The organism is Massilia hydrophila (assembly GCF_020208145.1).
GTDB classification, from domain to species: Bacteria; Pseudomonadota; Gammaproteobacteria; order Burkholderiales; family Burkholderiaceae_D; genus Telluria; species Telluria hydrophila.
On sequence record NZ_JAHYBX010000003.1, the window covers coordinates 195251 to 211769 of the forward strand.

Below are 16519 nucleotides of genomic sequence, written 5' to 3' on the forward strand. Positions count from 1 at the left end.
GGTTGATGACCGAACTTTATCATCGGAAATTGCCAGATTCAGTGAACCACCCCACACTCTTACACTCTGTGCACCCTTTCACATCTCGTTACATGTTGCGGAACAAGGCCATGAAGGGCTGGCTCACGCTCAAGGTCTCGGGACGGTTCTTCAGGCGCAGGCTGCCGCGCCCGCTCTCGTCGCGCGTCACCCCCGCCACAGCGCGCAGGTTGACGATGGTCGAGCGGTGCACCTGCTTGAACATGTTCGGATCGAGCACTTCAAGCAGGTCGCGGATCGGCTTGCGCAGCAGTGCCTCGCCGTCGGCGGTCATGACCACCGTGTATTTGCTGTCGGCCTGGAAGTAGGCAACATCGTCCACCAGGATCAGCCGCGTCTCCTGGCCGCGGCTGGCCGTCAGCCAGACCAGCGGCGGCGCCTTCGGCTGGGGCGGCGCCACCGCCGCCAGCTGCTGCAGCAGCGCCTGCAACCCTTGCAGGTCCGGTCCGCCGCGCGCCAGGCGTTCGCGGACCCTTCCGACGGTGCCGGCCAGGCGCTCGCGCGCCACGGGTTTGAGCAGGTAGTCCACGGCGCCGCGCTCGAAGGCGTCGATCGCGTACTGGTCGTAGGCCGTGACGAACACCACTTCGGTGCGGATGCCCGCCTCCACCAGGCTGGATGCCACCTCGAGTCCGGACAGGCCGGGCATGCGGATGTCGAGGAACACGACTTCCGGCCGGTGCGCGGCGATCGCTTCCAGCGCGCTGCCGCCATCCTCGCAGGCGGCGACGATCTCGAGCTCCGGCCATACCTGCCCGAGCAGCTGCACCAGCGCTTCGCGCAGCAGGGCTTCGTCTTCGGCGATGACACACTTAAGCATGATGGACTCCCGCGCCGACGCTGCCGCCCTGGACCTTGGCACCGGCCACGTTCGGTACCGTGATGGTGGCCGCCACCCCGCTCGGGAAATTGGCCACGATCGAGAACGAGGCCGCGCTGCCGTAGGCCAGGCGCAGGCGCTCGCGCACGTTGCGCAGGCCGACCCCGGTGCCGCCGCCTTCGGCGGTGAAGCCGCGGCCGTCATCGGCCACCGTCACCGCGACCGCACTGTCGACCTGGCGCGCCAGGATCCACACGGTGCCGCCGCCCGGCTTCGGCTCCAGCCCGTGCTTGATGGCGTTCTCGACCAGGGTCTGCAACATCATGGTCGGGAACAGCACCCCGCGGAGCAGGTCCGGCACGTCGACCTGCAGCTGCAAGCGCGGGCCCATGCGGATCTTGAGGATGTCGAGGTATGCGCGGGCCCGTTCCAGCTCTTCGCCGAGGGTCGAGGGCGCGTCCTCGGTGCGCGGCAGCGAGTGGCGCAGGTACTGGATCAGGTTGCCCAGCATCTCGTCGGCGCGCGCCGGGTCGCTACGGGTCAGGACTTGCGCACTGGCCAGGGTGTTGTACAGGAAGTGCGGCTCGACCTGGGCGTGCAGCAGGTTCAGCTTGGCGACCGTGAGTTCCTTCTCGGTGGCGGTCTGGCGAACGCCGGCGGCCTCGGCCCGGCGGCGCTCGGCCACGCGGCGGGTGATGGCGCGCACGATCGCTTCCGCATTCTCCAGGTTGGTGCCGTGGTCGACCAGGAACAAATCGGTCCAGACCGCGCCTTCCGGCTCGCACAGCAGGGTCACGCTGCCGGCGTCGTCGCCGTTCGGGGTGACGGTGGCCAGGATCTGGTTGCGGCGCGAACCGAAATGGTCGAGCGCCCAGGCTGCCACCGGACTGTCGCCGCGCGGTTCGCCGCCATAGGGATCCACCCGCCTGAGCTTGGCGCGCACCTGCAGGCTGTCGCGCGCGCTCTCGGCCACCACCGCGCCGGGCAGTTCGCGGATCGCGGCCTCGATCAGGTCGAAGGCCTCGCCGGCCTCGAACGGAATCTCGATCTGGCGCCGCTGGCGGTTCGACAGCGCGCTGGCATTGACGGTGCCGGCCACCAGGCGCACCCGGCGGATGTGGGTGAAGGCGACCGACAGCACCCAGGTGCCCAGCCCCAGCGCGACCAGGGCGTAGTAGCCGCCGATGTCGCGTCCACGCGGCTCGTAGATGGTCTCATTGACGACAATGCAGAAGACCAGGTAGCAGGCCAGCCAGGCGGCCAGCAGGCGTGCCATGTGAAAAATGCTTGAAATCATGTTGTTCTCTCGGTTGTCAGGGCAGCGCCAGAATAGTCCCAGGTTCCGTTGCCGTGGCACATTATGCGACGGAGCGGGGATGCGGGCGACGAAACCGGCCATGGCCGGTACAAATATCGCGCATGGGGCTCGGCGGCAGTCGCTATTTCGCCTGCACTCCAGTTACAATGCTGAGCTATTTTGTTACTGAAAGGTTTTACGAGCATGGCACGCAAGCACAGCTTCTTCGCCCTCGCCCTGGTGGCGGGTATGGCGGCCCAGATCCCAGCCCAGGCCCAGATCGGCGCCGCGGTTACCGCCGACCTCGGCACGACCGGCGCCGGCCTGCACCTGGTGGTGCCGATGGAAAGCACCCTGAACGGCCGCTTCGGCGCCAACTACCTGCAGCACGACTTCGACAAGCGCTCGGGCCAGGTCGACTACAAGCTGGACGGCAAGCTGGCAACCTTCGACGTGCTGTTCGACTGGTACTTGCTGTCAGGCAGCAGTTTCCACCTGACCGGCGGCCTGGTCTACAACGGCACGAAGTTCAAGGCGACGGCGGTGCCCGGCCCCGATGGCAAGTTCAACTTCAACGGCAACACCTACACGACCGCCAACCTGGGCGTGCTCAAGGGCGACGTCAGCTTCCGCCGCGCCGCGCCCTACCTCGGCATCGGCTGGGGCAATGCCCTGGCCCCGAACAGCCGCTGGAACTTCATCGCCGACATCGGCGCGATCTTCCAGGGCCGTCCCAAGGTCAACCTGATTCCGCTCGGCTGCACCACCTCGAACACCGTGTGCGGCAAGCTGGCTACCGACGTGGCGGCCGAGGAACTACGCCTGGCCGAGGACGTGTCGGACTTCAAGGTCTATCCGGTGCTGCGCGCCGCCATCTCGTACAATTTCTAGGCGCTGTCACTGCTATCTGTTGATGGCTCCGATCGCGATCCGCAGCAATTGTTCTGTAGTCGTGATGCGTTCTCCGTCGAGCGCCCAGCGCCAGCCCAGGTAGTTGGGCAGGTAGCGTGAGGCCACGCCGCGGAAGTGGCTGAGCCACTGCCGCAAGCGCGCGTGATAGGCGTTGACGTTCTGGACGTGGATGGCGCCGGCAGCTCGGCGACGAACCCGTATGCCGGCCTGCAAGTTGACCGCCTCATGCGCAATGCGGTGCTTGCGGGCGAACGCGCGGTAGGCAGCGTGGGAATCGCTCACCAGCAGCACCTGCCGGTCGAGCTTGGGCAGCAGATGGCGCTCCAGCTGCCCGGCTTTCAAGGGACCTCGGCCTACGACCGCATCGATCGTCTGTCCGCTACGGTCGCGCGCCACCAGGATGCAGTCGAGCTCGCTTGAAATTCCGCGCTTGTGTGCCCGACCACCGCGCTTGCGCGCCGGCCTGTCCAGCTTGCGCGACCCCTTTTGCGATTCGAGGATGAACATCTCGTCCGCTTCGGCGATGCCGCTCAAGGTCTTGGGACGATCGTGCCTGGCCTGGTCGAGAAAGCGGTGGCGCCACCGGAAGGCCGTGTTGCGGTGTACGCCGACCTCCCTGGCCGCTTTGCGCACCGATTTCGAATCGAGCATCGTGTTCAGGTAGTCGAGCCACTTCTCCCGTAGCCGCAGGTGCGCCAGTGGCGTTCCGCTCAGGTCGTTGTAGGTGCGGCCGCACTCACGGCAGCGGTAGCGCTGCAGGCCGTTGGCCTGGCCATGCCGGTAGTAGCGCTCGCAAGCGCAGGCGGGACAGCGGCGCTTGCGTTCCTTGACCTGGGCAATGAGGGCGATGATGCGGTCGAGTCCGGCAGCCGGATGCAGGGCCGAGAGCGTCTGCAGGCGCTGCGGCACGTTCAGTGCGGGCAGCTGGGCGAACCACTTCCTGAAGCGGGGAGCGCGCATGATCGGTTCCTGTCGAGGGAGACAGGGGTTCGACCGCCGAACTGCTCGGCAGTTCAGACCTCATCCATAGGTCCGGTTGACTGCGCCAATTTCTAAGCTTCCGGGCGGCGCGCATATGTACATTCGCGCGAAGCGGCGTATCATGGTGCTACTGTCCGAGGAGCCACCATGCCATCGCGCCGCTTCCTGCCCGTCACCCTTGTCCTTGCCTGCGTCCTGATGGGCGGCTGCAAGGACCAGCGTGAGCCGGTCAAGCCGATCGTCGACCTGTCGGCCGCCATCTCCTTCGCCTTGTGAGCGCCGGGCCTGCGCGGCGGTTCGACGCTCGCGCTCCGGCAGGGTAAACTACGGCCTGTACATTTACTCGCCGCAGGTTCCCATGTCCTTCCCTTCCCTTGGATTGATCGACCCGATCGTCCAGACCCTCGCCACGCTCGGCTACGCCACGCCTACCGCCGTCCAGCAACAGGCGATTCCCGCCATCCTGTCCGGCAAGGATGTCATGGCCGCGGCCCAGACCGGCACCGGCAAGACGGCCGGCTTCGCCCTCCCCGTCCTGCAGCGCCTGTTCAAGCGCGACAAGAAAGTCGGCAGCAACGCGGTCCGTGCCCTGGTCCTGGTGCCGACGCGCGAACTGGCGGAACAAGTGCACGAGAGCTTCCGCGCCTATGGCGCCGGGCTGGAGCTGCGCACCATGGTGGCCTATGGCGGTGTCAGCATCAACCCGCAAATGATGAACCTGCGCAAGGGCGTGGACGTGCTGGTCGCCACACCCGGCCGCCTGCTCGACCTGCACCGCCAGAATGCGGTCAAGTTCAACGAAGTCATCAGCCTGGTGCTGGACGAGGCCGACCGCATGCTGGACCTCGGCTTTTCCAGGGAGCTCGACCAGGTGTTCGCCGCCCTGCCCAAGAAGCGCCAGACCCTGCTGTTCTCGGCCACCTTTTCCGACCAGATCCGCGCCATGGCCAACCGCCTGCTGCGCGAGCCGGTGCGCATCGAGGCGGCGCCGCGCAACAGCACGGTGTCCGCGATCCGCCAGTGGCTGGTGCCGGTGGACAAGAAGCGCAAGTCCGAGCTGTTCCTGCATTTGCTCGGCAAGCACGGCTGGACCCAGGTCCTGGCCTTCGCCCGCACCCGCAAGGGCGTGGACGAGCTGGTCGGCCTGCTGGACGCCAGGCGCATCGCGGCCGACGCGATCCATGGCGACAAGCCGCAGCCGGCGCGCCTGCGCGCGCTGGAGCGCTTCAAGGCCGGCGAAGTGAAGGTGCTGGTGGCCACCGACGTGGCGGCGCGCGGCCTCGACATCGACGATCTGCCGGTCGTGGTGAACATCGACCTGCCGATCGTGGCCGAGGACTACGTGCACCGCACCGGCCGCACCGGCCGCGCGGGCGCCTCGGGCGAAGCGGTATCGCTGGTGGCGGCCGACGAAGTCGAATTCCTGGCCGCGATCGAGGCGCTGACCCGGCAGACCATCGAGCGGGTGGAAGAAGATGGCTTCGCGCCGGAACACCGCGTCCCGGCAACGGAAGCGGGCGGGAAGATCGTCAAGAAACCGAAGAAGCCCAAGAAACCGAAAGGCGACGCGAAGGTGGTGCAGGAGGACGTGCGCTTCAGGCGCTAGACATTTCGCCTGGCGCGGGCGGGTCTCCCGCCCACGCTGCCCCTACAGCACCAGCCGCATCTCGCGCATGCCTTCGAGCCCGGTCGACGTCACCGTGAACCCCAGCTTCTTCACCATCCCGGTAATGCGCCCGTTCTGCGGCAGCGCCTCGCCCACGATCTCGCGCGTGCCGCGCGCGCGGCAGTAGTCGATCAGCTTGCGCATCATGATCGTGCCCAGCCCCATCCCCTTCAGGTCCGAGCGCACCGTCACCGCGAATTCCGCCGTGATGTTGTCGGGATCGGCCACCACCCTTCCCACCGCCAGCGTCTCGGCCACGCCTTCGGCATTCGGCCGGGTCGCGATGAAGGCCATCTCGCGGTCGTAGTCGATCTGGGTGAAGCGTGCCAGCTGCGAAGGCTGCAGCTCGCGGATGCGCACGAACATCCGGTAGCGCACGTCGTCGGGGGTGAGCGCGTCAAAAAAGGCCAGGTGCGCCGGGCCGTCCTCGGGCCGGATCGGGCGCAGCAGCAGCGGCGCGCCCTGCCAGTCGATGGTCTGTTCCAGCTCGCGCGGATAGGGCCGGATCGCGAGCCGGTCCAGGGTGCTGCCGGAACGGTCGGCCAGCGCCAGGCGCATGCGCGCATCCAGCACCACGGCGCCCTTGCTGTCGGCCAGCAGCGGGTTCAGGTCCAATTCGACCAGTTCGGGGATGTCGGACACCATGCGCGACACCTGCACCAGGCTGGCCAGCACCGCATCCATGTTCACTGCCGGACGGTTGCGGTAGCCGGCCAGCAGGCGCGCCACGCGGGTACGGTCGACCAGGTCGCGCGCCAGCACCAGGTTGAGCGGCGGCAGGCCCACCGCATGGTCCTGCGTGACCTCCACCGCCACGCCCCCCTGTCCGAACACGATCACCGGCCCGAACACCGGGTCGAGGGCGGCTCCTGCGATCAGTTCGTGCGCGTGGGTGCGCCGCACCATGGCCTGCACCGAGTAGCCCTCGAAGCGCGCGCCCGGAAACAGCTCGGCCAGGCGGCGGCGCATGCGCGCCGCGGCAGCGCGCACGCCCTCGGGGCTGTCGAGGTCGAGCGTCACGCCGCCGAAGTCGGACTTGTGCATCACGTCCGGCGTCAGGATCTTCACCGCCACCGGAAAGCCGATGTTCTGGGCCGCGGCCACCGCTTCCTCGATGCCGACGGCCTGGCGCGTCTCGACTACCGCCATGCCGTAGGCGCGCAGGATGGCCTTGGTTTCCGGATCGGACAGCAGATAGCGCCCTTTCGCCAGCGCCTCGCGCACCAGCGCGCGCGCCGCGGCGCGGTCGGGCGCCACCGTGCCCGCCATCGAGGGCGGCACTTCCATCAGGAGGTTCTGGTTGCGCCGGTAGTGCACCAGCTGCAGGAAGCCGGCCACCGCGTCTTCCGGCGTGCGGAAGGCCGGCAGGCGCGCGCCGGATGCGATCGCGCGCGCCTCCCGCACCGCGGTTCCGCCCAGCCAGCACGAGAGCAGGGTCTTGGACGCGCTGCGCGCCAGCGGGGCGATGGCGTCGGCCACGTCACGGCTGGCCACCGGGGCGGTGGGTGACTGGATCGCCAGCACCGCATCGACGCCGGGATCCTGCAGCAGGATCTCGAGCGCCTCGCGGTACAGCGCGGGCAGCGCGCCACCGCGCAGGTTGACCACGTTACCGCGCCGCCAGCCGGGCGCCAGCAGCGCATCCAGGCGCGCGCAGCTGCTGTCGGACAGGTCCGCCTCGACCCCGCCTCCACTGGCGAGCGCATCGCGTGCCAGCACGCCGGGGCCGGCGCCGTTGCTGACGATGGCCAGGCGCTCGCCATGCAGCGGACGGGCATAGGCCAGGGTCTCGGCGGCCGAGAACAGCTGCTCGGTGCTGTCCACGCGCAGCATGCCGGCGCGCCGGATGGCGGCGTCGAACACGTCGTCCTGCCGGGCCAGGGCCCCGCTTTCGCTGGCGGCCGCGGGTGCCGATGCCGCTCCCCCGCCGCGGCCGGCCTTGAGCACCAGCACCGGCTTGCTGCGCGCCGCGGCGCGCGCCGCCGACATGAACTTGCGCGCGTAGCGCAGGTCCTGCAGGTAGAGCAGGATGGCGGAGGTGGCGCCGTCGCTGGCCAGGTAGTCGAGCACGTCGCCAAGGTCGACATCGGCCGCGTCGCCCAGCGCAATGAAGTGCGAGAAGCCGATGCCGCGCATGCGCGCCCAGTCCAGCACGCCCACCATCAGGGCGCCGGACTGCGACACGAAGGCGATCCTCCCGGGCAGCGCACCGCTGGAGGCGACGCTGGCGTTCAGGCCCAGGCCGGGCACCAGCAGGCCCGCGCTGTTCGGACCGAGTACCCGCAGCAGATAGGGCTGGGCGGCGTCCAGCATGGCCTGGCGCAGGCCGCGTCCGCTCTCGCGCAGGCCGCTGCTCAGCACCAGCGCAGCGCGGCAGCCGCGCTCGCCCAACTGGCGCACGATGGCGGGAATGGTGGCCGGCGGCGTGCAGATCACGGCCAGCGCCGGCGCCGCAGGCAGCTCGGCCACGCTGGCGTAGCAGCGCCTGCCGCCGAGCTGCGCGTGTTTCGGATTGACGGGCCAGACCTCGCCCGCGAAGCCGCCGGCGAGCAGGTTGTGCAACAGCGTGGCGCCCAGGCTGCCGGGCCGTTCGGATGCGCCGACCAGGGCCACCGAGGCGGGGGCGAACAGGTGTCCGAGGTTGCGTACGCTCATGCCGGAGGCCTCATGCCACTATCCTTTCATCGCACGTTTCCGTGGCGCCGCTGCGCCCCGCATGGCTAGGATAGCGCCGCCGCGCGCACTGGCGCGCACCGGACCGTTGTGACGGGGATGTGCTTCGGGAAGCCCGCGCTCAGGCCGCGCGCAGGTCGGTGCGCCGCTCGCGGCGCGCGGCCGGCAGCGCGCGCAGGGCCGGCGACTGGGTGCGCAGTTCGCGCAGGATGGCGTCCGCCATGACGCGCGCCTGGCGCTCGAGCGCAGGGGCGTCGATACCGGCGCGCAGGACGTGGGCGTGGAAAGCCCGGGCTTCTTCCAGCTCGCGCAGGGCGATGCTGGCGATGGTGTCGCCCGAAGGCTGGGGCGGCGCCCCGTAGAAACGGATGCGGAACTGGCGGTCGAGCACGACCGTGCCTCCCAGGAAACGGGCAAGGCCGATGTCGAACAGCACCTGCACGATCACTTCGGCGGCGCGGATGGCGATGTCTTCCTGATTTTTCCTGCGGCGCGGACCGAACAGGCGAAAGAGCATGTGCATTGCGCGCTCCAGAATGAACCCGCACGCATACTAACAGTAGAGCTTGGCGCATGCAATACAGTCTGCATGACTGCGCAGGCTTGCACCCTACAAGCGGGCCAGCAGCGCGATCAGCTGCTGCGGCGCCACCGGTTTGGTCAGGTGCTCGTCGAAGCCTGCCGCCAGCGAGGCGGCCCGGTCTTCCTGGCGCCCGCGTCCGGTTACCGCCACCAGATAGGGGCGCGGGCGGCGCTGCGCCAGCACCGCCGCCAGTTCCAGCCCGTCCATCCCGGGCATGCCCAGGTCGAGCACCGCGATCTCGGCCGGCCGGGCGTCGAACAGGCCCAGGGCTGCCGCGCCGTCGTGCGCCACCTCCACCGTCGCCCCTTCCGAACGCAGCACCCAGGCCAGCGATTCGGCGGCGTCGACATTGTCGTCCGCCACCAGGACGTGGCGGCGCACGCGCGTCCCGGCGCCGGCCAGTTGCTCGATCGCTTCCGGCGGCGGCGGCGCCCCGATCGAGGGCAGCCGCACCACGAAGCGCGACCCGTGTCCGGGGCCTTCGCTGCGCGCCTCGATGTGCCCGCCGTGCAGCTCGACCAGCCCCTTGGCCAGCGACAGCCCGATTCCCAGGCCGCCCTGGGCCAGGTGACTGGCGCTCGGGACCTGGACGAAGGGATCGAACACGCGCGCCAGCATCGCCGGCTCGATCCCGATCCCGTTGTCGCTCACTTCGACCCGCGCCTCGCCATGGTTTTCCTTCAGCACGATCGCGATGCGCCCTGCCGGCGGCGTGTACTTGGCCGCGTTGTTGATCAGGTTGGCCAGCACCTGGGTCAGGCGCAGCGCATCGGCCTCGACCCACACCGGCTGTTCGCACAGGTCGAGCGTCACCCCATGGCGGCCGGACTCGATCAACGGCATGCTGGTCTGCAGCGTGTCGCGCAGCAGCCGGCCAAGTTCCACCGGCGCGCGGTGCAGTTCGATCTTGCCGCGGCTGATGCGCGTCACGTCCATCAGGTCGTCCAGCAGGCGCGCCATCTGCGCCGTCTGGCGCCCGACCATGGCGGCGATCCAGTCGATGCGTTCCTGCGGCAGGGCCTTCCCGCGCAGCAGCGAGGCGGCGTTGGCGATCGGTGCCAGCGGGTTGCGCAGTTCGTGCGCCAGGGTCGCGATGTAGACGTCCTTGCGGCGGTCGGCTTCCTTCAGGCCGTCCATCGCCTGTTCGCGCTCGCTGACGTCGAGCACCAGCGAGAACACCCGGTCGATCTGCCCGTCCTCGCCGTGCAGCACCGAGTTGTACCACTCGCAGCACAGGACACGGCCGTCGCGCGTGCGGTTGCGGTTTTCCGACTTCACGTAACGGGTGGCCGAATCGAGCAGGCGCGCGATCGAGGCCGCCACCTTGCCGGCATCCTCCTCGTGGATCACGGGCAGCGCATCGATGCGGCGGCCGATGGCTTCCTGCGCGCTCCAGCCGAACAGTTCCTCGGCGCGCCGGTTCCACAGGCGGATCACGAAGTCGCGGTCCCATTCGATCACGGCCAGCGGCGTGTTCTCGATGAGGTAGCGGGTCTGGTCCAGGGCGCGCCCGAGCGCGGCGCTGGCTTCGGTACGTTCGGTGATGTCGTCCAGAACGATCACGGCCGCTGCCAGATCGGTGGCGGCGTCGCGCAGCGGCGCACCGCTGACGGCGTAGACCCGGCGCCCGTCGCGGGTCTGGCTTTCCAGCTGGGCGCCGCGGAACGCTTCGCCGGCGATCGCGCGCCGCACCGGGGCGCCGAGCAGGGACAGCATGGTGGCCGGGCCATCCTGGCCATCCGCTTCCTGGCGCGCGAAACTGGCGGCCATCTCCCCGGCCTGGTCGTTGGCCATCACGCAACGCCCCTCGCGGTCGACGATCAGGACGCCGTCCGGCAGCTGGCGCAGCACCGAACCGAGCAGGCTTTGCCACTGGGCCCGGGCGCGCGTCTCGACCATTTCCTCGAAGGTGTCACGCAGGCGCGCATGCAGCGCGATGTTGTCGATCGCAACCGCGCCCAGGACGAACAGCGAAGCGGCCAGCCCGTACAGCCGGCCCGCGTAGAAACCAAGGTCGTAGCGCCCGCCATTGAGGATGCAGGACAACAGCAGCTCGAACACCCAGGCCGCCAGCGCGATCGTCAGCCAGACGTCGAGGGCCGCACGCGGACGCTTGCGCGCCGTCTTCCACAGCGCGGCCAGCGTCACCGCCAGCACGGCCAGGCCCAGCCAGCGGTAGGCCGGTCGATAGCGGTGCCCCTCCATCAGCTCCGGCAGATAGGGCGCGCCACGGACGCACAGCAGCACCAGCAGCGCGGCGAACAGCGCCACCAGCAGGGTGCCAAGGCGCAGGAAATGCGCCGGCAGCGGACGCCGGTAGCTGCCGGCGTAGGCGCCCACGAAGACCGGAAACAGGCCATGCCAGATGAAGAACAGCCAGGGCGCGGTCTGGCCGTTGCCGCCCAGGACACCCTGCGGCGAAAACAGGCCGGGATAGGTCAGCATGTAGGCCAGTGCGATCAGCGCGGTGCACAGGTAGCCCAGGGTCAGGATGCCGAGCGACCAGGAACGGCTGGTCTGCACGTGGCCCAGCAGCAGGATGGCGGTGAGCAGGTTGCTGCCGATCAGCACCGACTGGTACATCGGGACGAATTCCAGCGCCATCGGCAACTGGACCCGGACGAACGGGGCCAGCAATGCAAACAGCGACGCCAGTACTGCGAGCGTGACGAGCACGCTGCGCAGCTGCGCCGCGGATGGAGGGTGTTTCGCGAGGTCTGCCGGTTCCGCCAAAACACCAAATTGCATGAATCGCCCCGGTGAATACTGCGTGAAAGCCCGCACGGCACGCGTGCATGCCCTGCCGCGCCCTGCCCCTGCTAGCGCAATGTCCTGATTGTCTGTATTTGCTGACCTTATTCAACCTACATAAAATATATCCCAAATGCGGCGTTTGAACAGCTTGTTTTTTGACCCCAGGAATCAGGTTTGCGTCCTGGCGCTGACCGGATAGCCGGCTGCATCGATCGCGGCCACGATCCGCTCCAGGTCGGCTTCGCTGTCGATCCGCACGCGCTTTGCTGGCAGGTCCACCGCCACCTGGGCTGCCGGATCGACGCCCTGCACCGCCTTCGTCACGCGGCCCACGCAATGGCCGCAGCTCATGTCTTCCACAGTCAATTCAACCATCTTTCCTGCTCCTTTATGGATGGGCGCGGGGGCCCGGGTGATATCCTGTCGTGCTTCCTGTTCTGCTTCCTGCTCCGGCGCGTGGCCGGCCGGCGCCGCTTGCGGCCGCCAGCCGCGCAGCAGCAGCGCGTTCGCCACCACGCTCACCGAACTGAGCGCCATCGCGGCGCCGGCCAGCATCGGGTTGAGCAGGCCAAAGGCCGCCAGCGGGATGCCGACCAGGTTGTAGACGAAGGCCCAGCCCAGGTTCTGGCGGATCTTGGCATAGGTGCGGCGCGAGATCGCCACGGCGTCCGCCACCAGCGCCGGCTCGCTGCGCATCAGGGTGATGCCGGCGGTCTGCATGGCCACGTCGAGGCCGCTCGCTACGGCGATCCCGACATCGGCGGCGGCCAGCGCGGGGGCATCGTTGATGCCGTCGCCGACCATCGCCACCCGCCGTCCGGTCGCCATCAGGCCGCGCACGATCTCGGCCTTGTCGCTGGGCAACACGGCCGCATGGTAGCGCGTGATGCCGGCCTGGGCGGCGACGGCGCGCGCCGCGCCCTCGCTGTCTCCGGTCAGCATCATCGCCTCGATGCCCATTGCCGCCAGGCGCGCCACCGCCTGCGGCGCCTCCGGCCTGAGCGTGTCCCCGAAGGCCAGCAGGCCAAGCAGTTCGACCCCGTCCGCATGGCGCAGCGCCAGCCAGGACACGCTGCGCCCGGCATCCTCGTGGGGAGCGGCGCCAGCGTCCAGTACAGCGGGCGCGATCCCCTGTTCGCGCATCAGGCGCGCATTGCCGAGCAGGAGGGTCAGGCCATCGACCTCGGCCTGCACGCCGCGGCCCGGGAGGGCGCGCGCCTGCGTCGCCGGCGGCAGCGCCAGCGCACCCAAACGGGCGGCGTCCAGCACGGCCTCGGCCAGCGGGTGGGCGCTGCCCTGCTGCACGGCGGCGGCCAGGCGCAGCACGCGCTGCGGGTCCTGGCCGTGCGCCGCTTCCAGCGCCAGCAGCCGTGGCCGGCCCTCGGTCAGGGTGCCGGTCTTGTCGAACACTACCAGGTCGATCGCATGCGCCGTTTCCAGCGCTTCCGCATCCTTGACCAGGATGCCGTGGCGCGCACTGGCGCCGGTGCCGACCATGATCGCGGCCGGGGTGGCCAGGCCCAGCGCACAGGGGCAGGCGATCACCAGCACCGCCACCGCGTTCAGCAGGGCCGCCTGCCAGTCGCCACCGGCCAGGCCCCAGCCCAGCAGCGTGGCCAGCGCCAGCAGCAGCACGGCCGGCACGAACAGCGCGCTGACGCGGTCCACCAGGCGCTGGATGGGCGCCTTGGCCGCCTGCGCGTCCTCGACCATGCGGATGATCCGCGCCAGCATGGTTTCGTGCCCCACGGCGCTGGCGCGCACCAGCAGCAGGCCATCGATGTTCACGGCGCCGCCGGCCACGCGCTCGCCCGCTTCGCGCGCCACCGGCAGGCTTTCGCCGGTGAGCAGGGATTCGTCGAGGTGGCTGCGGCCCTCTTCCACCACGCCGTCGGCCGGTACCCGTTCGCCAGGGCGCACCACCATCAGGTCGCCGACCCGCAGCGCGGACAGCGGGATGCGCTGCTCGGCGCCGCCGCGCCGCACCAGCGCCTCGGTGCTGCGCAGCGCTTCCAGCGCGCGTATCCCGGCCAGCGCCTGGCGCTTGGCGCGCGCTTCCAGCCATTTGCCGAGCAGGACCAGGGTGATGACCACCGCCGAGGATTCGAAATACAGGTGCTGGGCGCCATGGCCGCCGCGCAGCAGCAGGTAGAGCGAAAGCCCATAGGCGGCGCTGGTGCCAAGCGCGACCAGCAGGTCCATGTTGCCGCTCCCGGCGCGCAGGGCTTTCCAGCCGGCCCGGTAGAAGCGCGCGCCCAGCCAGAACTGCACCGGGGTGGCCAGCGCCAGTTGCAGCCAGCCCGGCAGCAGCAGTTCCAGGCCGAAGGGCTGGAGCAGCATCGGCGCCATCAGGGGCAGGCTCAGGAGCGCGGCAGCGGCGACCGGGACCCAGGCCGGCAGGCCTTTCCCGGCTTGCGGATGGCCCGGGGCATCGGAAGCGCCTGGCACCGGCTCCACCGCGACATCGTAGCCGGCGTCGCGCACGGCGGCGAGCAGCGCCTGCGGCGCGGCCGCCCCCTGCACGGTCGCCTTCTCGGTGGCCAGGTTGACCGAGGCGCTGCGTACCCCTGGCACCTTCTGCAGGGCCTTCTCGACGCGGGACACGCAGGAGGCGCAGGTCATGCCTTCGATCTGCAGCACGGTGGCGGATCCCGGGTCCCCCGGCTTGTCGGTGTCGGTCATCGTCATCATGGTTAAAGGATATTCCTTACCATGGTGGGAAGGTCAAGCGTGGCGTGGGGTGCGCTGACGTGGACGGGACGCGTGGGCGGGGATTCCCCGCCCACGCAAGGCGGACGCGGGATGGAAAGCAGCCGCGCAGCCTCTAGCAGGGATGGCGCGCGGAACAGACGCGGCCACGGCCGGCTTTCTTGGCCTGGTACATGTAGTGGTCGGCCTCCTTGAGCAGCTCCTCGGGCGAGCGGCCCGGCTTGCCCGGGTCGAGCGCGATACCGATGCTGGCGCGCACGCGCACGGCGCGGCCCGGCAGTTCCACCGGCTCGGCGATGCTCGAGATCAGCTTCTCGGCCACGGTGTGGGCGTCGTCGTAGGTGTCGGCCATATCTTCCAGCAGCACCGTGAACTCGTCGCCGGCCAGGCGGTACACGCTGTCGGTGCGGCGCACCCCGGCGCGCAGGCGCTCGGCGATCACGCCCAGCAGGATGTCGCCCGCCTCGTGGCCCTGCGAGTCGTTGACTGCCTTGAAGCCGTCCAGGTCGATGAACAGCATGCCCACCGTCTTGCCGTTGCGGCTGGCGCGGGCCTGGGCCAGCGGCACCGTCTCCAGCAGCGCGCGGCGGTTGAGCAGGCCGGTGAGCAGGTCGTGGCGGCTTTCATATTCGCGCTGGGTCTGCTCCTGCTTGCGCGCGCTGATGTCGTGCAGGAAGGCGCTGAACATGGTGCGGCCGCCGATCTCGAGCGCGCGGATCCGCACCTCCACCGTGAGCGCGCTGCCGTCGCGCCGCAGGGCCGGCAGTTCCAGGCGCTGGTCGACGGCGTGCGCGATACGGGTGCCGAGGAAGCGCGCCATGCCCTTGTGGTGGCGCTCGCGGTGGTCCTGGGGGATGATCAGGGCTTCCAGCGGCTGGCCGAGCGCCTCGGCACGCGGCCAGCCGAAGGTTTCCTCGGCCTGGCGGTTCCAGGCAGTGACGAGGCCGGCCTCGTCCAGGCAGATATAGGCGTCGTTGGCGTTTTCGATCACGCTGCTCAGTTCCGCTTCGCGCGCGTGCAGTTCCTCCTTGACGGCGCGCTGGCGCTCCAGCGCGTCGAGCAGCTCGCCGGTGCGTTCCTGCACCCGCCGTTCAAGCTCGGTGTTCAGGCTTGCCAGCTGCTGCTGGGCCAGCTTCTCGGCATCGATGTCCTTGATCACCGAGACGTAGTACTCGACGGCCCCGGCCTCGTTGCGCTTGGGCGAGGCGTTCAGGTGGATCCAGACCGTCGTCCCATCCTTGCGGATATAGCGTTTCTGCATCTGGTACTGCTCGAGCTCGCCCCGCTCCAGGGCGCGCATCTGCGCCACGTCGCCCGCCACATCATCGGGATGGGTAATCTGCTGGAAGGTCAGGCGCCACAGTTCTTCCTCGCTGTAGCCGACGATGTCGCACAAGGCCTTGTTCACGCTGATCCAGCCGCCGTCGGGTGCCACCAGGGCGATGCCGACGCTGGCGATGTCGAAGATGGTACGGAAGCGTGCTTCGCTCGCCACCAGCACCTGGCTCGAATGGGCCAGCTGGTCGCGCGCCAGCGCCAGGCGCTCGCGGTACTGCACTTCCTTGGTCAGGATTGCCGCGAGGTCGGCCAGCGCCTGGGCTTCTTCCGCGCCCAGGGTGCGCGGCCGGGTATCGAGCGCACACAGGGTACCGATCGCCAGGCCGGCCGTGGTGCGGATCGCTACCCCGGCATAGAAGCGGATTCCGGGCGCCCCGGTGACCAGCGGGTTGTCGCTGAAGCGCGGGTCTTCCCTGGCGTCGTTGACGACCAGCGGCGCGCTCACGCCAATCGCGTGGGCGCAGAAGGCGTGCTCGCGCGGCGTCTCGGGCACGTCCAGTCCGACCCGCGACTTGAACCACTGGCGGTCGGCATCGACCAGCGAGAACAGCGCCATCGGTACGCCCAGCAAGCGACCAGCGAGGCGGGTGACGCGGTCGAACACGGGCTCGGGCGGGGTATCGAGCAGGTGGAGGGCGTCGAGCATCGACAGCCGGTCAAGTTCATCGGGAGGCAAGGCAGCGGCAGGCATAAACATCCGTACAAGTCAGGGGCGGACGGCATGGTTTGCTGTCCAGCTTGAACTGT

11 protein-coding genes are annotated in these 16519 nt (G+C 69.3%); 3 read left to right on the forward strand and 8 right to left on the reverse strand.

Features of this window, described 5'->3' with window-relative positions:
* Positions 1-88: 88 nt before the first annotated feature.
* Both LE190_RS10430 and LE190_RS10435 read right to left on the reverse strand, forming a co-directional pair.
* Positions 89-859 (reverse strand): LytR/AlgR family response regulator transcription factor, encoded by a 771-nt coding sequence (locus LE190_RS10430; protein ID WP_225238632.1) that lies wholly within the window; start codon positions 857-859, stop codon positions 89-91.
* Positions 852-2135 (reverse strand): sensor histidine kinase, encoded by a 1284-nt coding sequence (locus LE190_RS10435; protein ID WP_225238633.1) that lies wholly within the window; start codon positions 2133-2135, stop codon positions 852-854. Before LE190_RS10435 ends, LE190_RS10430 begins: the two co-directional genes overlap by 8 nt.
* A gap of 225 nt (positions 2136-2360) precedes the next feature.
* Between LE190_RS10435 and LE190_RS10440 the strand changes: the two genes are divergently transcribed.
* Positions 2361-3047, forward strand: a complete 687-nt coding sequence (locus LE190_RS10440) for a hypothetical protein (RefSeq protein WP_225238634.1) — start codon at positions 2361-2363, stop codon at positions 3045-3047.
* Positions 3048-3059: 12 nt separating this feature from the next.
* Here LE190_RS10440 and LE190_RS10445 read toward each other — a convergent pair whose 3' ends face one another.
* Complete coding sequence (locus LE190_RS10445) at positions 3060-4028, reverse strand: IS1595 family transposase (protein WP_225238635.1); 969 nt, start codon at positions 4026-4028, stop codon at positions 3060-3062.
* Positions 4029-4196: 168 nt separating this feature from the next.
* Here LE190_RS10445 and LE190_RS21820 point away from each other — a divergent pair, with 168 nt between their 5' ends.
* Positions 4197-4325, forward strand: coding sequence for a hypothetical protein (locus LE190_RS21820; protein WP_267875311.1), 129 nt, complete (start codon positions 4197-4199; stop codon positions 4323-4325).
* A gap of 82 nt (positions 4326-4407) precedes the next feature.
* Positions 4408-5655 (forward strand): DEAD/DEAH box helicase, encoded by a 1248-nt coding sequence (locus tag LE190_RS10450; protein WP_225238636.1) that lies wholly within the window; start codon positions 4408-4410, stop codon positions 5653-5655.
* A 42-nt stretch (positions 5656-5697) separates the two neighbouring features.
* Here LE190_RS10450 and LE190_RS10455 read toward each other — a convergent pair whose 3' ends face one another.
* The 5 genes from LE190_RS10455 to LE190_RS10480 all read right to left on the reverse strand — a co-directional run bounded on the left by LE190_RS10455 (position 5698) and on the right by LE190_RS10480 (position 16418).
* Complete coding sequence (locus tag LE190_RS10455) at positions 5698-8370, reverse strand: bifunctional acetate--CoA ligase family protein/GNAT family N-acetyltransferase (protein WP_225238637.1); 2673 nt, start codon at positions 8368-8370, stop codon at positions 5698-5700.
* Positions 8371-8509: 139 nt separating this feature from the next.
* A complete protein-coding gene (locus LE190_RS10460) occupies positions 8510-8911 on the reverse strand; it encodes a hypothetical protein (protein WP_225238638.1) in 402 nt (133 codons plus the stop codon).
* Positions 8912-8998: 87 nt separating this feature from the next.
* Positions 8999-11647: an ATP-binding protein gene (locus tag LE190_RS10465; protein WP_225238639.1), complete on the reverse strand. Its 2649-nt coding sequence runs from the start codon at positions 11645-11647 to the stop codon at positions 8999-9001.
* A 246-nt stretch (positions 11648-11893) separates the two neighbouring features.
* Complete coding sequence (locus tag LE190_RS10475) at positions 11894-14416, reverse strand: heavy metal translocating P-type ATPase (protein WP_307734699.1); 2523 nt, start codon at positions 14414-14416, stop codon at positions 11894-11896.
* A gap of 133 nt (positions 14417-14549) precedes the next feature.
* The gene (locus LE190_RS10480; protein WP_225238640.1) at positions 14550-16418 is read right to left on the reverse strand and encodes a PAS domain S-box protein; all 1869 of its coding nucleotides are present in this window, start codon (positions 16416-16418) and stop codon (positions 14550-14552) included.
* Between the last annotated feature and the right edge of the window lie 101 nt (positions 16419-16519).

Excerpts from the sequence above, each read along its gene's own strand:
- LE190_RS10430 (WP_225238632.1), bottom strand. The coding sequence starts at position 859 with ATGCTTAAGTGTGTCATCGCCGAAGACGAAGCCCTGCTGCGCGAAGCG.
- LE190_RS10435 (WP_225238633.1), bottom strand. The coding sequence starts at position 2,135 with ATGGCACGCCTGCTGGCCGCCTGGCTGGCCTGCTACCTGGTCTTCTGC.
- LE190_RS10440 (WP_225238634.1), top strand. The coding sequence starts at position 2,361 with ATGGCACGCAAGCACAGCTTCTTCGCCCTCGCCCTGGTGGCGGGTATG.
- LE190_RS10445 (WP_225238635.1), bottom strand. The coding sequence starts at position 4,028 with ATGCGCGCTCCCCGCTTCAGGAAGTGGTTCGCCCAGCTGCCCGCACTG.
- LE190_RS21820 (WP_267875311.1), top strand. The coding sequence starts at position 4,197 with ATGCCATCGCGCCGCTTCCTGCCCGTCACCCTTGTCCTTGCCTGCGTC.
- LE190_RS10450 (WP_225238636.1), top strand. The coding sequence starts at position 4,408 with ATGTCCTTCCCTTCCCTTGGATTGATCGACCCGATCGTCCAGACCCTC.
- LE190_RS10455 (WP_225238637.1), bottom strand. The coding sequence starts at position 8,370 with ATGAGCGTACGCAACCTCGGACACCTGTTCGCCCCCGCCTCGGTGGCC.
- LE190_RS10460 (WP_225238638.1), bottom strand. The coding sequence starts at position 8,911 with ATGCACATGCTCTTTCGCCTGTTCGGTCCGCGCCGCAGGAAAAATCAG.
- LE190_RS10475 (WP_307734699.1), bottom strand. The coding sequence starts at position 14,416 with ATGATGACGATGACCGACACCGACAAGCCGGGGGACCCGGGATCCGCC.
- LE190_RS10480 (WP_225238640.1), bottom strand. The coding sequence starts at position 16,418 with ATGCTCGACGCCCTCCACCTGCTCGATACCCCGCCCGAGCCCGTGTTC.